This is a genomic window from Pseudomonas sp. TNT2022 ID642 (genome assembly GCF_028656995.1).
Classification (GTDB): domain Bacteria; phylum Pseudomonadota; class Gammaproteobacteria; order Pseudomonadales; family Pseudomonadaceae; genus Aquipseudomonas.
The window spans coordinates 41,186-58,772 of record NZ_JAMDGW010000016.1; the positions used below are offsets into that span (position 1 = coordinate 41,186).

The 17,587-nt window shown below is 58.0% G+C and carries 14 protein-coding genes and 2 tRNA genes; 7 read left to right on the forward strand and 9 right to left on the reverse strand.

The genetic code is table 11. The features are described 5' to 3' along the window. Nucleotides 1-41: 41 nt before the first annotated feature. The 5 genes from M5G26_RS16610 to M5G26_RS16630 all read right to left on the reverse strand — a co-directional run bounded on the left by M5G26_RS16610 (nt 42) and on the right by M5G26_RS16630 (nt 3,263). Entirely contained in the window at nt 42-1,607 is a 1,566-nt protein-coding gene (locus M5G26_RS16610) for an ABC transporter permease (protein ID WP_273915980.1), read from the reverse strand. Continuing rightward, complete coding sequence (locus M5G26_RS16615; protein ID WP_273915981.1) at nt 1,607-2,617, reverse strand: extracellular solute-binding protein; 1,011 nt, start codon at nt 2,615-2,617, stop codon at nt 1,607-1,609. Before M5G26_RS16615 ends, M5G26_RS16610 begins: the two co-directional genes overlap by 1 nt. 12 nt (nt 2,618-2,629) lie before the next feature. Next, the gene (locus tag M5G26_RS16620) at nt 2,630-2,887 is read right to left on the reverse strand and encodes a hypothetical protein (RefSeq protein ID WP_273915982.1); all 258 of its coding nucleotides are present in this window, start codon (nt 2,885-2,887) and stop codon (nt 2,630-2,632) included. Nucleotides 2,888-2,909: 22 nt separating this feature from the next. Further along, nucleotides 2,910-2,996 (reverse strand) — tRNA-Leu (locus M5G26_RS16625). A 180-nt stretch (nt 2,997-3,176) separates the two neighbouring features. Continuing rightward, nucleotides 3,177-3,263, reverse strand: a tRNA-Leu gene (locus tag M5G26_RS16630). A gap of 225 nt (nt 3,264-3,488) precedes the next feature. Here M5G26_RS16630 and rnr point away from each other — a divergent pair. The 7 genes from rnr to dnaB all read left to right on the forward strand — a co-directional run bounded on the left by rnr (nt 3,489) and on the right by dnaB (nt 10,789). After that, nucleotides 3,489-6,119, forward strand: a complete 2,631-nt coding sequence (rnr, locus tag M5G26_RS16635) for a ribonuclease R (RefSeq protein WP_273915983.1) — start codon at nt 3,489-3,491, stop codon at nt 6,117-6,119. Then, nucleotides 6,116-6,880, forward strand: coding sequence for a 23S rRNA (guanosine(2251)-2'-O)-methyltransferase RlmB (gene rlmB / locus M5G26_RS16640; protein WP_127925618.1), 765 nt, complete (start codon nt 6,116-6,118; stop codon nt 6,878-6,880). The genes rnr and rlmB overlap by 4 nt, the downstream gene beginning before the upstream one ends. A gap of 314 nt (nt 6,881-7,194) precedes the next feature. Next, nucleotides 7,195-7,617 carry a 30S ribosomal protein S6 gene (gene rpsF, locus M5G26_RS16645; protein ID WP_038360383.1) on the forward strand — a complete coding sequence of 141 codons (423 nt, stop codon included), beginning with the start codon at nt 7,195-7,197 and terminating at the stop codon, nt 7,615-7,617. 28 nt (nt 7,618-7,645) lie between these two features. Beyond that, nucleotides 7,646-7,876, forward strand: coding sequence for a 30S ribosomal protein S18 (rpsR, locus tag M5G26_RS16650; protein WP_002551829.1), 231 nt, complete (start codon nt 7,646-7,648; stop codon nt 7,874-7,876). Nucleotides 7,877-7,912: 36 nt separating this feature from the next. Continuing rightward, nucleotides 7,913-8,806, forward strand: a complete 894-nt coding sequence (locus M5G26_RS16655) for a hypothetical protein (protein ID WP_122599308.1) — start codon at nt 7,913-7,915, stop codon at nt 8,804-8,806. A 19-nt stretch (nt 8,807-8,825) separates the two neighbouring features. Then, a complete protein-coding gene (rplI, locus tag M5G26_RS16660) occupies nt 8,826-9,272 on the forward strand; it encodes a 50S ribosomal protein L9 (protein WP_273915984.1) in 447 nt (148 codons plus the stop codon). Between the two features lie 119 nt (nt 9,273-9,391). Continuing rightward, complete coding sequence (dnaB, locus tag M5G26_RS16665; protein WP_007915846.1) at nt 9,392-10,789, forward strand: replicative DNA helicase; 1,398 nt, start codon at nt 9,392-9,394, stop codon at nt 10,787-10,789. A 42-nt stretch (nt 10,790-10,831) separates the two neighbouring features. Here the strand turns inward: dnaB and M5G26_RS16670 are convergent, their stop codons facing one another. The 4 genes from M5G26_RS16670 to M5G26_RS16685 form a co-directional block, all read right to left on the reverse strand. Next, nucleotides 10,832-11,887: an NEL-type E3 ubiquitin ligase domain-containing protein gene (locus tag M5G26_RS16670; protein ID WP_273915985.1), complete on the reverse strand. Its 1,056-nt coding sequence runs from the start codon at nt 11,885-11,887 to the stop codon at nt 10,832-10,834. After that, entirely contained in the window at nt 11,880-12,191 is a 312-nt protein-coding gene (locus M5G26_RS16675; RefSeq protein ID WP_273915986.1) for a hypothetical protein, read from the reverse strand. Before M5G26_RS16675 ends, M5G26_RS16670 begins: the two co-directional genes overlap by 8 nt. Nucleotides 12,192-12,292: 101 nt before the next feature. Beyond that, nucleotides 12,293-14,890, reverse strand: a complete 2,598-nt coding sequence (locus M5G26_RS16680) for a hypothetical protein (RefSeq protein WP_273915987.1) — start codon at nt 14,888-14,890, stop codon at nt 12,293-12,295. Between the two features lie 350 nt (nt 14,891-15,240). Next, nucleotides 15,241-17,466: a hypothetical protein gene (locus M5G26_RS16685; RefSeq protein ID WP_273915988.1), complete on the reverse strand. Its 2,226-nt coding sequence runs from the start codon at nt 17,464-17,466 to the stop codon at nt 15,241-15,243. Nucleotides 17,467-17,587 lie beyond the last annotated feature (121 nt).

The following is a 17,587-nucleotide window of genomic DNA, read 5'->3' on the forward strand; positions in this document are numbered from 1 at the left end:
ACGCGAAATCCCATGTAGGAGCTGCCGCAGGCTGCGATCTTTTAGCGGCTCAAATACATCCGAGTCGTCAGCAGATACACCGGTAATCCCGACACCAAAATCAACAACGCCGCATAAGGCGCCGCCGCCGCAAACTCGACATTCGCGGTATGCGCCCAAACTTCAGTCGCCAGCGTATTAAGCCCGGTCGGACTCAGCAGCAGCGTAGCCGTCAATTCCTTCATCGCATCCAGAAACACCAAAGCAAACGCCGCACCCAATGCCGGGAAGATGATCGGTAACGTCACCCGACAAAACGCCGTAAATGACGAAGCCCCCAGCGTGCGCGCAGCCTCTTCCAGTTGCGGTGCCGCCTTGTTCAGTGCCGTGCGAATCGGCGCCTGCGCCAGTGGCAAAAACAGCAGCGCATAAGCGATCAGCAGCAACCCCGACGTCTGGTACAGCGCCGGCACGTAATGCAGGGCGAAATACACCAGCGTCAACGCAATGACCAGGCCCGGTAGCGCATGCAGCAGATACGGCAAGCGCTCGGCCCAGATTGCCAGTCGGCCTTTGTAGCGCACGACTAGCAGCCCGACCGGCACAGCTAGCACCAGGCACAGCGCCGCGCCGCCTAGAGAAAGCGCCAAAGAAGAAAGCAGTGCTTCAGTAATTGCGGCGACCGGGAATGCCGCCGACGACCCTACTGCCAGCCAATAGGCCAACATCCCCAGCGGAATCCCGCTGCCGACAACCGCCAGCATCAGACAGTACAGCTGACCGACTGTCGCCCACGGCCCAAGCCGAACCTGTTCAGCCTGACGCGCCGCGCCTTGGCCGGTGCGCACATGCCGGCCTTTGCCGCGTACGCGCAACTCCAGCCACAACAGCACCAGGCACAGCGCCAGCAACACGGCAGACAGCATCGCTGCGTTGGCGTTGCTGAATTCCAGTTCGAATTGCTGATAGATCGCGGTGGTGAAAGTTTGCAGGCCGATGATCGACAGCGCACCGAACTCCACCAGCATGTGCAAGGCAATCAGCAGCGAGCCTGCCAGCAGCGACGGCCAGAGCAGTGGCAGGGTGACGCGGAAAAACACCCCCCAGCGATTCTGTCCGAGGGTGCGGGCAGATTCTTCAAGAGAAGGATCGAGATTGCGCAGCGTCGCGGCGACTGGCAGAAAGATCAGCGGATACTTCGACAGGCTCATGACCAGAATCGCCCCGCCAAGGCCTTCGAACTGCGCACTCAACGACACCCAGGTAAAGCTGCTGACAAACGCCGGCACCGCGAACGGCAGGCACAGAATCACACCCCACAGGCGTCGCCCCGGTAAATTGCTGCGTTCCAGCAGCCAGGCCAGCGACAGGCCGATCACGCCGCACGTGAGGGTTACGCCAACCATCAAAGCCAAGGTGTTGCGCAGCAGGCCGAATACATACGGGCGCCACAGCAAATGCAGTGCCTCGGCCCAGCCGGCCTGCCAGGCTTTGAGTCCGACATAGGCCAGTGGCAGCAGGCTGAGCACGACCAGCAACAATACCGGCAGCACCAGCCAGACCGATGGTCGCTTGCGCTTTGGCACGTAACCCCCGCGCGCGGCGGGGGCGGATAACGATGCGGTCATCAGTTCAAGCCAACTTCACGTTCCAGCTCCAGCGCTTCTTCGGCATTGCCCAGATCGGCTGGCGTGACGTTTGGCGCTTCCAGTTCGCTGAACGGCTTGAGCCCGCGATCCGATTCCATGCCCTTATGTAACGGATACTCGGCGGTGGTCTGGGTGATCACGCGCTGACCTTCTTCGCTGGCCATGTAGGCGAGGAATTGCTGGGCTTCTCTTGGATGTTTGCTGGATTTGAGTACGGCAGCACTGGATACAGTGATCAAGCCGCCGACGTCGCCACCGGTGAAGTAATGCAGTTTCGAATCAAGCTTGCCCTTCTCGCGTTGCAGGGCGAACCAGTAGTAGTTGTTCACCAGCACGGTAGCGACTTCACCGTTTTCCACGGCTTTGAGGGCGACCATGTTGTTGCTGTAGGTCTTGCCGAATGCGCGCAAGCCGGTCAGCCATTCTTCGGCGGCGTCGCGACCGTGCATCTTGATGATCGCCACGGCTTGTTCCTGAAACGCACCGCTGGTTGGTACGAAGCCGACTTTGCCTTGCCATTGCGGGTCGGAGAATTCCATCACCGATTTCGGCAGGTCTTTTTCGTCGACCAGTTTCGGGTTGTAGGCAACCACGCGGACGCGCGCGGTCACGCCGATCCAGGTGCCGTTTCCGGCCACGTATTTTTCTGGAAGCACAGCCAAAGTGGCGTCATCGGTCTTGGCCAGCAAGCCCAGTTCGCCGAGATTGTTCAGTGGTGGCGATTCTTCGGTGTAAATCACGTCGGCGGGGGAGCGGTCGCCTTCTTCGATGACCTGGCTGGCGAGCTGATTGCTGCTGCCTTTGCGCACATTGACGTGAATGCCGGTCTTGGCTTCGAAGGCTTTGGCGATCGCGTCGCCGACTTCCTTGTGCTGGCCGTTGTAGAGAGTCAGGGAAACCGCATCGGCAGCCTGGGTGAGGGGAGTGGCGAGCGCCAGGCCGAGAAGGGTAAAGGTCAAGCCTCGGCGCAGGGTATTTCGAAACGTCATTCGCAGGGTTCCTCACTGTCGCATTGCAAAAACTTGCAACAATGATAAACGATATTGTTTCTCAAGTGCGCCTTGCGGGAGGCCGCCAGCTCTGATACGGCGGGCTACGCTGAAATTTAGGCGCTGCCGAAGGCTGCGATCTCTTGATCTTGCTCTTTGAAAAAACAAGATCAAGAGATCGCAGCCTTCGGCGGCTCCTACAGGGGGATTCTGGTTTTCTGGAAGCCAGAAACGCAAAAACCCGCTTTCGCGGGTTTTTGTGAAATTCAAGGTCGTAACCTTGAATTTGAATTGGTGCCCAGAAGAAGACTCGAACTTCCACGACCGTAAGGTCACCAGCACCTGAAGCTGGCGTGTCTACCAATTTCACCATCTGGGCAATCATCGCGAGCGTTGCCGCTGTTGATGTGGCGCACTATACGGAGCGTCTTTTGATCTGTAAACCCCTGATTTAATTTTAATAAATCAGTTTTAAGAAAACCTGGGCTTAGAATGCAAAAAACCCGCTTTCGCGGGTTTTGTGTGAGCCTTGAAACTGATCTAGTCTCAAGCTCGAAATTGGTGCCCAGAAGAAGACTCGAACTTCCACGACCGTAAGGTCACCAGCACCTGAAGCTGGCGTGTCTACCAATTTCACCATCTGGGCAGTATCGGCAACGCTGTGCGTCGTCGATGGCGCGCACTATACGGAGCGTCTTTTTAACTGTAAACCCCTGTCAGCAAAAAATATGATTTTTTTTACCGGCGGTGGTCAAAACGGCTTTCCAGCGTCGCTACAGGGCCTCTGTTGGGCCTTATAGAGTCGGAAATTTCCCGTTTCATGGCGCCTATGCCAAACTAACCCGCATATAGACAAGGTGAAAACTCTCTAATGGCCGATTGGCAGTCCCTCGATCCCGAGGCCGCTCGTGAAGCGGAAAAATACGAAAACCCTATTCCTAGCCGCGAACTGATCCTGGCGCACCTCGCCGATCGGGGTTCGCCTGCTGCCCGCGAGCAACTGGTCGAAGAGTTTGGTCTGACCACAGAAGACCAGATCGAAGCCCTGCGCCGCCGCCTGCGCGCCATGGAGCGCGACGCACAACTGATCTACACCCGTCGCGGTACGTACGCGCCGGTAGACAAGCTCGACCTGATCCTCGGCCGCATCAGCGGTCACCGTGACGGTTTCGGCTTCCTGGTGCCGGATGACGGCAGCGACGACCTGTTCATGAGTCCGGCGCAAATGCGTCTGGTGTTCGATGGCGATCGTGCGTTGGCCCGTGTTTCCGGTCTCGACCGTCGCGGTCGCCGTGAAGGCGTGATCGTTGAAGTGGTGTCGCGCGCTCACGAAACCATCGTCGGCCGCTACTTCGAAGAGGGCGGCATCGGCTTCGTCGTCGCGGACAATCCGAAGATTCAGCAAGAAGTGCTGGTCACCCCGGGTCGTAACGCCAACGCGCAGATCGGTCAGTTCGTCGAGGTGAAAATCACCCACTGGCCGACGCCGCGCTTCCAGCCGCAAGGCGACGTGGTGGAAGTGGTCGGCAACTACATGGCGCCGGGCATGGAAATCGATGTGGCCCTGCGCACCTATGATATTCCGCACGTCTGGCCTGAAGCCGTTCTGAAAGAAGCGGCCAAGCTCAAGCCGGAAGTCGAAGAAAAAGACAAAGAGAAGCGCATCGACCTGCGCCATCTGCCGTTCGTCACCATCGACGGCGAAGATGCCCGCGACTTCGACGATGCTGTTTATTGCGAAGCCAAACCGGGCAAGCTGCGCCTGTTCTCCGGCGGCTGGAAGTTGTACGTGGCGATCGCCGACGTTTCCAGCTACGTGAAGATCGGTTCGGCGCTGGACAACGAAGCGCAAGTGCGTGGCAACTCGGTGTATTTCCCCGAGCGCGTCGTGCCGATGCTGCCTGAGCAACTGTCCAACGGCCTGTGCTCGCTGAACCCGCACGTCGATCGTCTGGCCATGGTTTGCGAGATGACCATCTCCAAGTCCGGCGAAATGACCGACTACTGCTTCTATGAAGCGGTGATCCATTCCCACGCTCGTCTGACGTACAACAAAGTCAGCGCGATGCTGGAAACGCCGAAAGTCACCGAGGCGCGTCAGCTTCGCGGTGAGTACAACGATGTTCTGCCGCACCTCAAGCAGCTTTATGCGCTGTACAAGGTTCTGCTGGCTGCCCGTCACGTCCGTGGCGCGATCGATTTCGAAACGCAGGAAACCCGAATCATCTTCGGTACCGAGCGCAAGATTGCCGAAATCCGTCCGACCACCCGTAACGACGCGCACAAGCTGATCGAAGAATGCATGCTGGCGGCCAACGTGGCCACTGCCGAATTCCTCAAGAAGCACGAAATTCCTGCGCTGTACCGCGTCCACGACGGCCCGCCACCGGAGCGTCTGGAAAAACTGCGTGCCTTCCTCGGTGAGCTCGGCCTGTCCCTGCACAAAGGCAAGGACGGCCCGTCGCCGAAGGACTATCAGGCCTTGCTGGCGAGCATCAAGGATCGTCCGGATTTCCACCTGATCCAGACCGTGATGCTGCGCTCGCTGAGCCAGGCGGTGTACAGCGCTGACAATCAAGGCCACTTCGGCCTGAATTACGAAGCGTATACCCACTTCACCTCGCCGATCCGTCGCTATCCGGACTTGCTCACTCACCGCGCGATCCGCAGCGTGATCCATTCGAAACAGGACACCCCGCACGTTCGCCGTGCCGGTGCGATGACCATTCCGAAGGCGCGCATCTATCCGTACGACGAAGCAGCGCTCGAGCAGCTCGGCGAGCAATGCTCGATGAGCGAACGCCGTGCCGACGAAGCGACCCGCGACGTCGTGAACTGGCTCAAGTGCGAGTTCATGAAAGATCGCGTGGGCGAATCGTTCCCGGGTGTGATCACCGCAGTGACCGGTTTCGGCCTGTTCGTCGAGCTGACCGATATCTACGTCGAAGGTCTGGTGCACGTCACCGCGCTGCCGGGCGATTACTACCACTTCGATCCTGTGCATCACCGCCTGGCGGGCGAGCGCACCGGTCGCAGCTTCCGTCTGGGCGATACCGTTGAAGTGCGGGTCATGCGCGTTGACCTCGACGAGCGCAAGATCGACTTCGAGATGGCGGAAAAAACCATCAGCGCGCCGATCGGTCGGAAAAAGCGTGGTGCTGAAACTGCCGCACCGGCCGCGAAGGAAAAAGCCGAAGCAGCGCCAGCGAAAACCGCTGGTCGTCGCCCTGCTAAAGAGAAAGCTGCCGAAGCCTATCGCCCAAGCGACGCCGTAGCGAAAAACGCCGAGCTGCGCAAAAGCCGTGAAATGAAGAAAGCTCTGCTTTCCGATGCCAAAAACGGTGGTAAAGCGGCGTCCGGGGGAAAGACCGGACGGTCGGCGCCTGAAAAGGCCTCCGGCGGCAAGCCAGCCAAACCGAGCAAACACCGTAAAGGCCCGCCAAAAGCGGGTTCTGCTCCAGCCAAAAGTGGCGGGGCACGTAAACCGAAGGCGAAGTCATGAGTCAGTTGGAAAAAATCTACGGCGTTCACGCGGTAGAAGCGTTGCTGCGTCACCACCCGAAACGCGTCAAGCAGATCTGGCTGGCGGAAAGCCGCAACGATCCGCGCGTGCAGACCCTGGTTGAACTGGCCAATGAAAATCGCGTCCAGGTCGGCCAGGCCGAGCGCCGCGAAATGGACGCTTGGGTTGAAGGTGTTCACCAAGGCGTGGTCGCGGAAGTCAGTCCGAGCCAGGTCTGGGGCGAAGCAATGCTCGATGAGCTGCTCGACCGCACCGAAGGCGCACCACTGTTGCTGGTGCTCGACGGCGTGACCGATCCGCACAACCTCGGCGCCTGCCTGCGCTCGGCCGATGCGGCCGGTGCGCTGGCGGTGATCGTGCCGAAAGACAAATCGGCAACTTTGACGCCGGTCGTGCGTAAAGTCGCTTGCGGCGCGGCGGAAGTGATTCCGCTGGTGGCGGTAACCAACCTTGCGCGTACGCTGGAAAAGCTTCAGCAGCGCGGTCTGTGGATTGTCGGTACGGCGGGTGAGGCCGAGGTCAGCATTTATGACCAGGACCTGACCGGCCCGACCATCCTGATCATGGGCGCAGAAGGCAAAGGCATGCGTCGCTTGACTCGCGAACACTGCGACTATCTGGTGAAGCTGCCGATGGCCGGTAGCGTCAGCAGTCTCAACGTCTCCGTAGCCACTGGCGTTTGCCTGTTTGAAGCACAGCGTCAGCGCGGTGCAAAAGCCAAGGCTGCCGCGAAGAAGTAGTCTTGAGCTGAAAGCGGCTCAAATGTGGGAGCGAGCCTGCTCGCGAAAGGGGTGTGTCAGACGACATTAATGTTGCCTGATGTATCGCATTCGCGAGCAGGCTCGCTCCCACAGTAGTTTTGGGCCAGGGCGAAGATCGTTGGTTGTTCAAATAATCACCAATTGCCTTGCACCTCTTCTGTCCCTTCTCTACAATTGCGCCCCTTGCTGTGACGGCAGGCACGCATGTGCCCCGCGCCAGCAAGTCCATAAGTGTCATTCACTCCTTGTCTGACCGTTTTTGAGCGGCAGGCTACAACCCGTAAGGAGCATTCATGCGTCATTACGAAATCATCTTTTTGGTCCACCCGGATCAAAGCGAGCAAGTCGGCGGCATGGTTGAGCGTTACACCAAGCTGATCGAAGAAGACGGCGGCAAAATCCACCGTCTGGAAGATTGGGGCCGTCGTCAACTGGCCTACGCAATCAACAATGTTCACAAGGCTCACTACGTGATGCTGAACGTTGAGTGCACTGGCAAGGCTCTGGCCGAGCTGGAAGACAACTTCCGCTACAACGATGCAGTGATCCGTAACCTGGTCATCCGTCGCGACGAAGCTGTTACTGGCCAGTCCGAGATGCTCAAGGCTGAAGAAAACCGCAGTGAGCGCCGTGAGCGTCGCGACCGTCCTGAGCACGAAGGCGCTGATAGCGCTGATAGTGATGACAGCGACAACAGCGATAACGCTGACGAGTAATCCACGGACCTTTTAAGGAGCCTATCAAATGGCACGTTTCTTCCGTCGTCGTAAATTCTGCCGCTTCACCGCTGAAGACGTGAAAGAGATCGATTACAAAGATCTCAACACTCTGAAAGCCTACGTATCCGAGACCGGCAAAATCGTTCCAAGCCGCATCACCGGTACCAAAGCTCGTTATCAGCGTCAGCTGGCCACCGCTATCAAGCGCGCCCGCTTCCTGGCCCTGCTGGCCTACACCGACAGCCACGGCCGCTGAGACCGGGCAGTCGACAAGTAGCAAAGGATTGAATGCATGCGTGCCTTAGCTGAGTTCATCATGCGAGGCCGTATGCAGGCCACTCTCGTGGTGGCCGGATGTGCAACATTGCCGTTGTTGTATTGGTTGGGCGCTGCCGCCGGGAGCCTTGTGCTGCTGCGGCGCGGACTGACGGACGCCCTGGGTGTTCTGTCTCTGGGGCTGCTGCCGGCATTGATCTGGTGGCTGTATGCCGATGACCCACGCGCACTTCTGGTGCTGCTGGGGTCTTCGGGACTTGCGTTGGTTTTGCGCGCAAGTGAGTCCTGGGTTCGCACGCTGCTGGTCAGCGTAGTGATTGGAGTGGTGTTTTCAGTGGTGCTCGGGGCCGCGTTTGCGGCCCAGATCGAGATGCTCGCGCAGGCCTTGATAAAGGTCATGCCGGCGCTTCTCGGTGAGACTTACAAGCAATTGTCGGTCGATGAGCAAGCGCGTTTCGCGTCCCTGATCGCACCAGTCCTGACCGGACTGATTGCGGCTTTGTTGCAAATCGTCAGCGTGCTGAGCCTGATTGTCGGGCGGCATTGGCAGGCGTTGTTGTACAACCCGGGTGGTTTTGGTCGCGAGTTTCGCGCCATCCGGATCCCGCTGGGGCCGGCGATGTTGCTGCTGGCGTTGATGCTTCTGGGCCCGAATCTCGGTGCACAGATGGCCATGTTGACGCCGTTGTGCAGTGTACCGCTGGTGTTCGCCGGACTTGCCCTGATTCACGGGCTGGTCGGGCAGAAGCGACTGGCCGGTTTCTGGCTGGTGGGGTTGTACGTCACGCTGCTGTTGTTCATGCAGCTGATCTATCCGTTGCTCGTGGTCCTGGCCATTGTCGACAGCCTGATTGATTTTCGCGGTCGTCACGTGTCGAAAGACGCCGATAACGCGAACGGTGAAGGTTAAAAGTTAAGAGGATTTCCACATGCAACTGATCCTTCTGGAAAAAATCGCCAACCTGGGCAACCTGGGCGACAAAGTAAACGTTAAGGCCGGTTACGGCCGTAACTACCTGCTGCTTTTCGGCAAAGCTACCGCTGCGACCGCTGCCAACCTGGCTGCGTTCGAAGAGCGTCGTGCTGAGCTGGAAAAAGCTGCCGCAGACCGTAAAGCATCGGCTGAAAGCCGTGCTGCCCAACTGGCCGAGCTGGAAGTGACCATCACTGCCACCGCTGGCGACGAAGGCAAGCTGTTCGGTTCGATCGGTACTCACGACATCGCTGACGCACTGACCGCCTCCGGCGTTGAAGTGCAGAAGAGCGAAGTTCGTCTGCCGAACGGCACCATCCGCAACGTGGGTGAGTTCGACGTGGCTGTGCACCTGCACGCCGAAGTTGAAGCCACCGTACGCGTTGTCGTGGTAGCAGCTTAAGCAACACTGATCGGCTGGCGGCTTGTCCGTCAGACGGTTAACATCGGGCACGATCCTGTTTACAGGTCGTGCCCTTTGTCTTTCTGAATTCCCTGTTTTTCCAAACAACACAAGTGGCCATGAACGATATCTCCGCTCCCGAGCAATACGATCTGCAAACCGCTGCCCTGAAGGTGCCGCCGCATTCCATCGAAGCCGAACAGGCTGTACTCGGTGGTCTGATGCTGGACAACAACGCCTGGGAACGCGTGCTCGATCAAGTCTCCGACGGCGATTTCTATCGACATGACCACCGTCTGATCTTCCGTGCGATCGCCAAGCTGGCCGATCAGAACATGCCGATCGACGTCGTGACCCTGTCCGAACAACTGGACAAGGAAGGGCAGACCTCACAGGTCGGCGGCCTCGGCTACCTGGGCGAGCTGGCGAAAAACACGCCGTCCGTCGCCAACATCAAGGCCTATGCACAGATCGTTCGTGAACGAGCGACCTTGCGCCAGTTGATCGGCATCAGCACCGAAATCGCCGACAGCGCCTTCAATCCTGAAGGCCGCACCGCGGCCGAAATTCTCGACGAAGCCGAACGGCAGATCTTCCAGATTGCCGAGGCCCGGCCTAAAACCGGCGGCCCGGTGGGTGTGAACGATTTGCTGACCAAGGCCATCGACCGCATCGACACCTTGTTCAACACCGACAACGCCATCACCGGCCTGTCCACCGGCTACACCGACCTCGACGAGAAGACCAGCGGCCTGCAGCCGTCCGACTTGATCATCGTCGCCGGCCGTCCGTCGATGGGTAAAACCACCTTCGCGATGAACCTGGTGGAAAACGCCGTGTTGCGCAGCGAGAAGGCGGTTCTGGTGTATTCCCTCGAGATGCCAGGCGAATCGCTGATCATGCGTATGCTTTCCTCGCTGGGCCGCATCGATCAGACCAAAGTGCGTTCCGGTCAACTGGAAGACGATGACTGGCCGCGCCTGACTTCAGCGGTCAACCTGCTCAACGACCGCAAGCTGTTCATCGATGACACTGCCGGTATCAGCCCGTCGGAAATGCGTGCGCGGACCCGGCGTCTGGTGCGGGAGCACGGCGACGTCGGCCTGATCATGATCGACTACCTGCAACTGATGCAGATCCCCGGTTCCAGCGGTGACAACCGGACCAACGAGATTTCCGAGATCTCGCGATCCCTGAAAGCGCTGGCCAAGGAGTTCAACTGCCCGGTAGTTGCCCTGTCGCAGCTCAACCGCTCCCTCGAACAGCGTCCCAACAAGCGTCCGGTGAACTCCGACTTGCGCGAATCCGGAGCGATCGAGCAGGACGCCGACGTAATCATGTTCGTGTACCGCGACGAGGTGTATCACCCGGAAACCGAACACAAGGGCATCGCCGAAATCATCATCGGCAAGCAGCGGAACGGCCCGATCGGTTTTATCCGCCTGGCGTTCATTGGCAAATACACCCGTTTCGAAAACCTTGCGCCGGGCAGCTACAACTTCGACGATGATGAGTAAATGTTGGCCGAAACCTTTCGGCCAACACCTGTTCCTGTCGATTTATGCGCTTGCGTCCACCGCTTCTTCAGCGGTGTTGGCCGCCGAGTATTCAGCAAGCTCTTGCCGCGTCAGTGTTTCGATCAATGCCGCTTCCTCGACCATCAACGATGCTTGCATCGCTTTGGATTGCGCGTCGTAATCGTCAAACGCTAGCTCTTTGGCCGCGTGCGACTCGTCGAGTGCCGCCTGCCGATCCTGAAATGGCTGACGCTGGTTTTCGAAAACTTCCTGGTACTTGTGAGTGAGGAATTTTTGCCAGAACTCTCTCGACACCAATTCCTGAAATTCTTCAGGGGAGTTATCCAGCGCGATGACTTTCTTGTACGCGCCCTCCAACTGCGTTTTTGAAACGCCGGCCAGACGAGAGAACCCCATTCTTTCCGGTTGTCCCGGCAATTGCAGTCGGTCTTTCAAACCATGGCGATAGAAGAGCCTGACTTCGATCTCCTCCGGAATATGAGGCGGTGCAAGTGTTGCTGCTTCTTGAGGTGACCTGGCGGCTGCAATCGCGGCCTCGCGTTGTGCAATGTCCGCCGAGGCGAATTTGTCGACTTCATGCAAACGGAACAGCGCTTTGGATAATGCGAACAGTTTTGGCCCTTGCACCTTGTCGCTGGCCTGGGCAAGGGCGGTATGCATCATCATTCTGGTTTCCAGATTGGCGAAGGTGAAAGCCGCCCGATCGCAGCAGGCTGCGTCACCCGCCCGATCAAACACTTCTTTACGCAGACGTTCGGACTCTGAAGTGTTCTCGGTAATGCTGTCGATCAGCCTCCAGACTCGACTCTGAAGTTCATTGTGACCGGTGGGAGAATCCAGCAGGCGTTCAAATGTATTGAACAGGCCATCCGAGTGAGGCTGATCACGCAGTGTCTGCCACTGGGTTCTTCTGGCTGCCAACTGATCCGCCGTGAGTCCTGCTGTCCAGCGCACCACGGGATCGTCTGTGGCTCTACGGTTGATTACGGGAGCGAGACCTCGCGCCGTGTCGACCAGGTTTCTCAAACCGGTCAGCGGAGTTTCGGCCTGCATCAGACGGGCGTTGTATTCAGTCATCGGCTTCCGCCAATCCCGGCGGTGCGACGAGTCGATAATGTTCCAGTGTCTGATCGATCGGAAGGGGCGTGTCCGGTGACGAAGGGGTTGAATGCACTGAGATGGTCGCTGCTGGCTCGATCGCATCAATGTCCGCTTGCGCCGACAGTCGACCCGGTCGTTGCGAGTGGCCGCCCGGTGTCGGGATCTCGACATTTGTACGCGGTGGCAGATCGAGGTGCGGGGTGCTCACCTCCGGTGTGGTGTTTTGATGAATGGGGGTATTACCGGAACTGTTGCCGTTGGGAGGTCGTTTAACGGGCATGTCTTTCTATCCTTGTAGTGTGTGCGCATCAGCTCGTCTGAGCAGCAACTGATGGCAGAGTCGGCGTCATTGCCTGATTTAGCGTTTGGTCCCAATGCCCTTTATTCGGGCCTGGGGAGCACGGCGGCCGGGCTGGCCAGTGCAAATATTTTTGTCGCTGTCTTGCCATCGAAGGTCTGACGCCAGATGGCCACGTGCGGTAAGCCCGCCTGTTCATCGCGGCGCTGAGACTCGAGGCCGCGTCTGCTCTGTGCGAGCGTTTTGAGGTGACCGCCTCTTTTCTTGAAATTCAGGGGCAGGGTGTCGTGCTGGTCATAGTGGAAATGGGCTTCCCACAGAGGTGAGTCGTCGACACAGTCACGGAGCGAATAAACGTCGAGAAACGACCTGCTCTCGCCTTTGCCCAACTGCTTGCGGTCAACGGTCTTGCTCACATTGAGTTCGTGGGCATCCATGAGATAGTTCAGACGCATGATGTCGAGCACATTTCTGTTCTTGTACATGCGCACCAGCACTTTTTGACCTTGCGCGGCCAGTGAGCCAGCCGCTGTTCGCAGGTGTGTGGCCAGCTCGGCAACTTCGCTATCGGCGATGGCGTCTTCGAGGCTTTCCAGGCGTCTTGCCTGCTCGTTCAGGCTTTCCGTCGCGTCATCCAAGTCGTCGAGGATTTCGCTAGGATTGGTTTTTTTTGCCTCATCTGCCCGGGCCTTGGCAGCGTGTTGTTCAACGTCAGCCAGTAACTGTCTTGCCTTGGCGATAAGTTGTGGCCTGGGTGTCTGGGTGATGGGCGAGCGCACAGGCAACCATTCACCTTGTCTTTTTTCATAGCGCGCGGATGGATAATCCGGGCGAAGTGGATCCGGGACCCTGACGATGACGCTGCCGTCATGATGGGTTTCCATGTCCCCGACCATTACCCGGTAAGTGCCATGCTGACGGACACGGAAAACTTTGCGGCGTGATACGGGGTGGGCATTTTCGGAGGGGTCGGGTTGCGGTGGAAGAAAGTCGAAATCGATGTCGTGGTTGACACTTGGCAGCGCGGTGTTGCGATCGAACGAGTCAAGAATTTCACTTAGCCGGTTTTCGATGCGCTTCTCGAATGGACCGATCAGGCTGACGATTTCCCTGATGTACTCGGCCCTGGTGACGTCCACGTCGGCCTGTCGCTTTTCAAAGCGGTATTTGTCTGTCCTGATCTGATCAAGGGTTAGCAGCAGCGCCATCGGATGATCGCGTTGCGGAACGTTTTTCAAGTCCCCGGTGATCAAGTCGATCGACGCCAGTGAGGGCATGGTTGTGTTGGGCGCATGTTCGGGCGTACCCGCATACAGGTGCACGAACAGGGTCAGCTTGTTGAAGTTGATGCGCTCGGCCGATGGCACTTGCCGCCTGATTTCTTCAAGTAACGGGGCTGCTCCCGGATCGGATTTTTTGATTTCAGCCATCACCACTTCCCGCTCTTCGATAAACCTGAGCTTCTTGTTCAAGTGGGGAATGACCTTCTTGCAACTGTCGGCGTCCACTCTGGAAAACGTAGGTTTGACCCTCAAATCCATGGCTGCCATGAGTCGGTTCAGAAACTCCACGCGTTCCATCCGGAAAGTGTGCAGTTCTTGCTTGAACAGCCCTTTTGCTTTCGCGCGGATCAGCCAGTCTTTGTTGAGAAGAAGCGACTCCACGAAGTCCGCTTGCTTGTGAACGTGCCTGAGCAGATTCACTTCAACGTTGAGCAGTTTTGCGTTTCGCTCCGCACTGCCCTCCGGCAATTTTTTGGCCTCAGCCCATAGTTCGTTGTGCTGGTCGGACGAATTTTTCAAATCCGTGTGGGCCTCCTGAAAAGGCTTGGACATCAGCTTCAAAGTCTCCGGGCCTAACCCGGCTATCTCTGCTTCCGGGATGCGGCCCTTCAGGATTGGCAAGTGATAAACCCAACCGTTGCTCTCAGCGCGCCTGACAGTCCGCGTTTCGCCGCTGCGGCTGGCCCGGTAGATATTCGCGATATCGATTGCCACGGGGTCTTTCGGGTTGACGATACGCCACGCTTTTTGTGTCGAGGTGGAGGCGCCCACATCGTGCATGACCTGATAGACGTGATTGTGAAGGATCAGATACAGCCGACCGTCGAAGCGAAATATTCCATTGCCGTCGGCCCTGACGACTGTGAGGTCCAGATTCGTGCGAAGCGTCTGCAGGTGAGTATCGAACAAGGTAACGGCGTCACCGTCATTGAGCGAATTCCAGAGACCGCTGTCGGCGTCGCGCAGCAGTAGCGGCCCTGACGCAACCCGTTCGGCGGCGAGTTGGGCGCGGTAGAGGCCGGTGTGTGGATCTACGTCGACCATAACGATGCCGTCATACGCCACATCGACATATTCGCGTCCCTTGTACATCCTCAAGCCTTCAAGATTGGCCTGCGGCATATGGTCAGGTTTGGCGATCCAGTAATGTTCCAGCGGTTGAAACCCTGGTGTGCCGGTTTCGACTGATGTCGAGTGTGCAATGACGACGGTTGACGGTCTGGCCGCGTCGAGGTCGGCAATGCCCTGGGGGGTGGCCGGTCGGGTTTGGGAACCGAGAGGAAACGACGATTCCAGCGTCGACCGCGGTGCTTGCCCGGTATTGCCGTGCAGCGGTGCATCCGGGCGAGAACGGCTATCGGCGTTGGTGGTGCCCTTGGCGGGTTTTCTTGGAGCCATGTTTTTCATCCTTGAAATAAGTACTACAGCCCTGGTTCAGGGAGGGGCCGTTTTAGGAAGCGAGCCGGAATATTTGCCGGGCTGTCGACAGGTCGATCTCCTCTCGCCAGATGTGCGCATGTGTGCGACCCAAGGGGGGCTGGCTGATCATGCAGAAGGGGGCGCGGGGTGATTGCGACCAGGTCAGCTCCCGGTATGGATCTGTCGGGTGCCACAAACCGATGCAGCAAGGTGCACACGGCGGCTCGCCGGGGTGAGCCTGGACATCGACGGTGATGGGGCGCTTGATGGGCGACTTCGGCGACATGTCTTCATCCTTGAAGAGGTGGGGCAGCGGTCTGGCAATGGTTTCACGACGCCAGGTCGAAGATTTTCTGCGCTGTTTTGCGGTCGAGGGTCAGTCTCCAGATGGCGACATGCGGACGCCCGGCCTGTTCGTCCCGGCGTTGGGACGAGACACCTTTGCGGGCTTGATCAAGCGTTTTCAGATGACCGCCGCGGTCGTTGAAATCCCGTGCAGGAGTGCCAGCTTCCGGATAGTGAAAATGGGCCTCCCATAATCGCTCACCCGTGTGCCTGTCGCTCAGCAGGTAGGTGTCGAGGAACTCTTTGTTCGCGCCCTTGCCCAGCGGCTGCCGCCTTTGGATTCGTTTGACGCGCAGCTCGTCAAGGCTGATCAGATGCACCACCCGATCGGCGCTGAGATAGCTTTTGTCCTTGAACAACCGGATGCGGATCGCTTCGGCATCGTTGCGCAATCGCTGGCTGTCTTGCCTGAGTCGCTGCAAGACAGGTCCAACATTGATGGCAGAAGGGTTTGGCGCTTTTTCTATCTGTGGAATCAGGTCATCGAGCACGATGGCTTTGGTGACCAACTCATCCACGATGCCTGATGCATTGTGTTTTGCCGCCTCTTTTTGCCAGGCTTCGCGCAAATACTGATCGGACATTGCCAGGTGCTGCTCGGCTTCGGTTGTCAGCTTCGACAGGCTTTTTTTCGGCGTGGCTACACGGCGGTGCCACTCTCCCTCACGCCGCTCGTATGTCTGCAGGATCTCGGCGGGTTTGTGTGGATGCATGACATCCATGAGTTCTTCGTCGGCGGCACCACGTCGCGGTCGCCCGAGGCGGATCTTGTGAACGCCGTTATGTTTGCTGCGGAACATCCTTGTCGGCATGGATTCCGGTTCGTTTGCGCGTTGAGCCGGTATGAAATCGAAGTCGATGGACTGATCGGACGAGGGTAACAATGGAACGCTTTCCAGATCCCGGTGATACAAGGCCAGCCGATCTTCCAGTGTGTTCTCGAACGAGCTGATGGCGTCGACGATCTCTTGTCGGTAGCTGGCGTGGACGGAGCCCGAAGGAGTCTCAAGGTGCTCAAAGGAGTTCTTGATCGAGGTACATTGTTCCAGCAGATCGCTCAATACGGGAATGCGAGCCTCCAGCGGGATTGCGTCGACATCGAGAAAGGCCAGCGTCGTTTCCGAAAATGACAACGAAAGGTACAAAGGGCTGCTAACGCGCTGCTCTGCGGCCAGCACCTGACACTTTGATTGCATCCAGTCGGCAGTGTCTTTGTATATTTCCATAGGGTCGTAACCCCACTCGGAAAAAACGTTCTGGTTGTATTGCGATTTATGCAGTAATTCATCGGCAATGATCTGGCGCTTGCGCAAAAGCGCCAGTTTGCCCTTCAAGTATCCGGCGTTCGAACGATGTTGTTCGGGGGTGACCTGCGTCCTCGGCGGCATGTCGATCAATTTGCGCCGATCACCGGCCCGCATGATTCTGCAAAGCGTTTCGAATCGCCTTAGCTGAATCTTGAACAGATCTGCTTCGTAAGTGGTGATGCCTTGATAGAGCAGGAGTGAGATCTGTTCCCTCAGGTAGAAATCGAGGCATTTGTCCACAGCGGCCAGATGTCTGTGGTATTGAACTTCATATTTAACGATGGCAGTTCGTTCGCCCTCTTGACCGTTCAGCGCGTACCAGGCGCTTTGCAGCTCTCTGGCGAGAGCTGCAGACTCATCCATCATTTTCGTATGGCCATCCAGCTCCGCGTTCAGGTCATCGGCCGAGCGAAGGAGCAGCGTTTCTCCCGAGGCCGGTAGCGGCCTCCAGATCTTGCTTTGCGGGTCAAGCTGCAGCACCGGACCTGAAGGATCCCGCTCACTCGTCAACGTGGCTCGATAGAGGCCCATATCCGGATCAATCGCCACCAGGACGGAGTGACCGTCCGGCACATCGACGTAACGGCGTCCCTTGACGATGCGAAAACCCTGTGTGTCGGCAGCAGGCAGGCGGACGTCGGCGCAAATCCAGTAATCCTCCAGCGGTCGTCGTGCAGATTTCGACACCATGGCAGCCCCGGTCGGTGACCGGCTGACTGTTACGCGAGGCTGCAAATCGGTTCTGACCGGGGTGCCCGATGTTTCTCCAGGTCTGCTGGTGGATGAGCTTGCGACCACGGTTTGCGGGTTGTTGGGCGTCCGCGGATTCGAGCTGCTCGACTGTGTGGCTCGTGTTGGGGTGTTGCTGGTAAGGGTGCCTTTAGCAGGCAATTTTGGTGACATGTCTTCATCCTTGAAGGGGTGTCGTATCAGCAGTTCGAGCTGTGGACTGATGATTGGCGAGTTTGATCAGATGTTTTCTGGCATTTGACGTTTTGTCCGGTACGTGTGATGCAGCGTGAAG

Bases quoted from the DNA above. Each gene is read 5' to 3' on its own strand.
- M5G26_RS16655 (WP_122599308.1), top strand. From the start codon at position 7,913: ATGCGTGCCTTAGCTGAGTTCATCATGCGAGGCCGTATGCAGGCCACT.
- M5G26_RS16610 (WP_273915980.1), bottom strand. From the start codon at position 1,607: ATGACCGCATCGTTATCCGCCCCCGCCGCGCGCGGGGGTTACGTGCCA.
- rpsR (WP_002551829.1), top strand. From the start codon at position 7,646: ATGGCACGTTTCTTCCGTCGTCGTAAATTCTGCCGCTTCACCGCTGAA.
- rpsF (WP_038360383.1), top strand. From the start codon at position 7,195: ATGCGTCATTACGAAATCATCTTTTTGGTCCACCCGGATCAAAGCGAG.
- M5G26_RS16675 (WP_273915986.1), bottom strand. From the start codon at position 12,191: ATGCCCGTTAAACGACCTCCCAACGGCAACAGTTCCGGTAATACCCCC.
- M5G26_RS16680 (WP_273915987.1), bottom strand. From the start codon at position 14,890: ATGGCTCCAAGAAAACCCGCCAAGGGCACCACCAACGCCGATAGCCGT.
- rlmB (WP_127925618.1), top strand. From the start codon at position 6,116: ATGAGTCAGTTGGAAAAAATCTACGGCGTTCACGCGGTAGAAGCGTTG.
- rplI (WP_273915984.1), top strand. From the start codon at position 8,826: ATGCAACTGATCCTTCTGGAAAAAATCGCCAACCTGGGCAACCTGGGC.
- M5G26_RS16615 (WP_273915981.1), bottom strand. From the start codon at position 2,617: ATGACGTTTCGAAATACCCTGCGCCGAGGCTTGACCTTTACCCTTCTC.
- rnr (WP_273915983.1), top strand. From the start codon at position 3,489: ATGGCCGATTGGCAGTCCCTCGATCCCGAGGCCGCTCGTGAAGCGGAA.
- dnaB (WP_007915846.1), top strand. From the start codon at position 9,392: ATGAACGATATCTCCGCTCCCGAGCAATACGATCTGCAAACCGCTGCC.
- M5G26_RS16670 (WP_273915985.1), bottom strand. From the start codon at position 11,887: ATGACTGAATACAACGCCCGTCTGATGCAGGCCGAAACTCCGCTGACC.
- M5G26_RS16685 (WP_273915988.1), bottom strand. From the start codon at position 17,466: ATGTCACCAAAATTGCCTGCTAAAGGCACCCTTACCAGCAACACCCCA.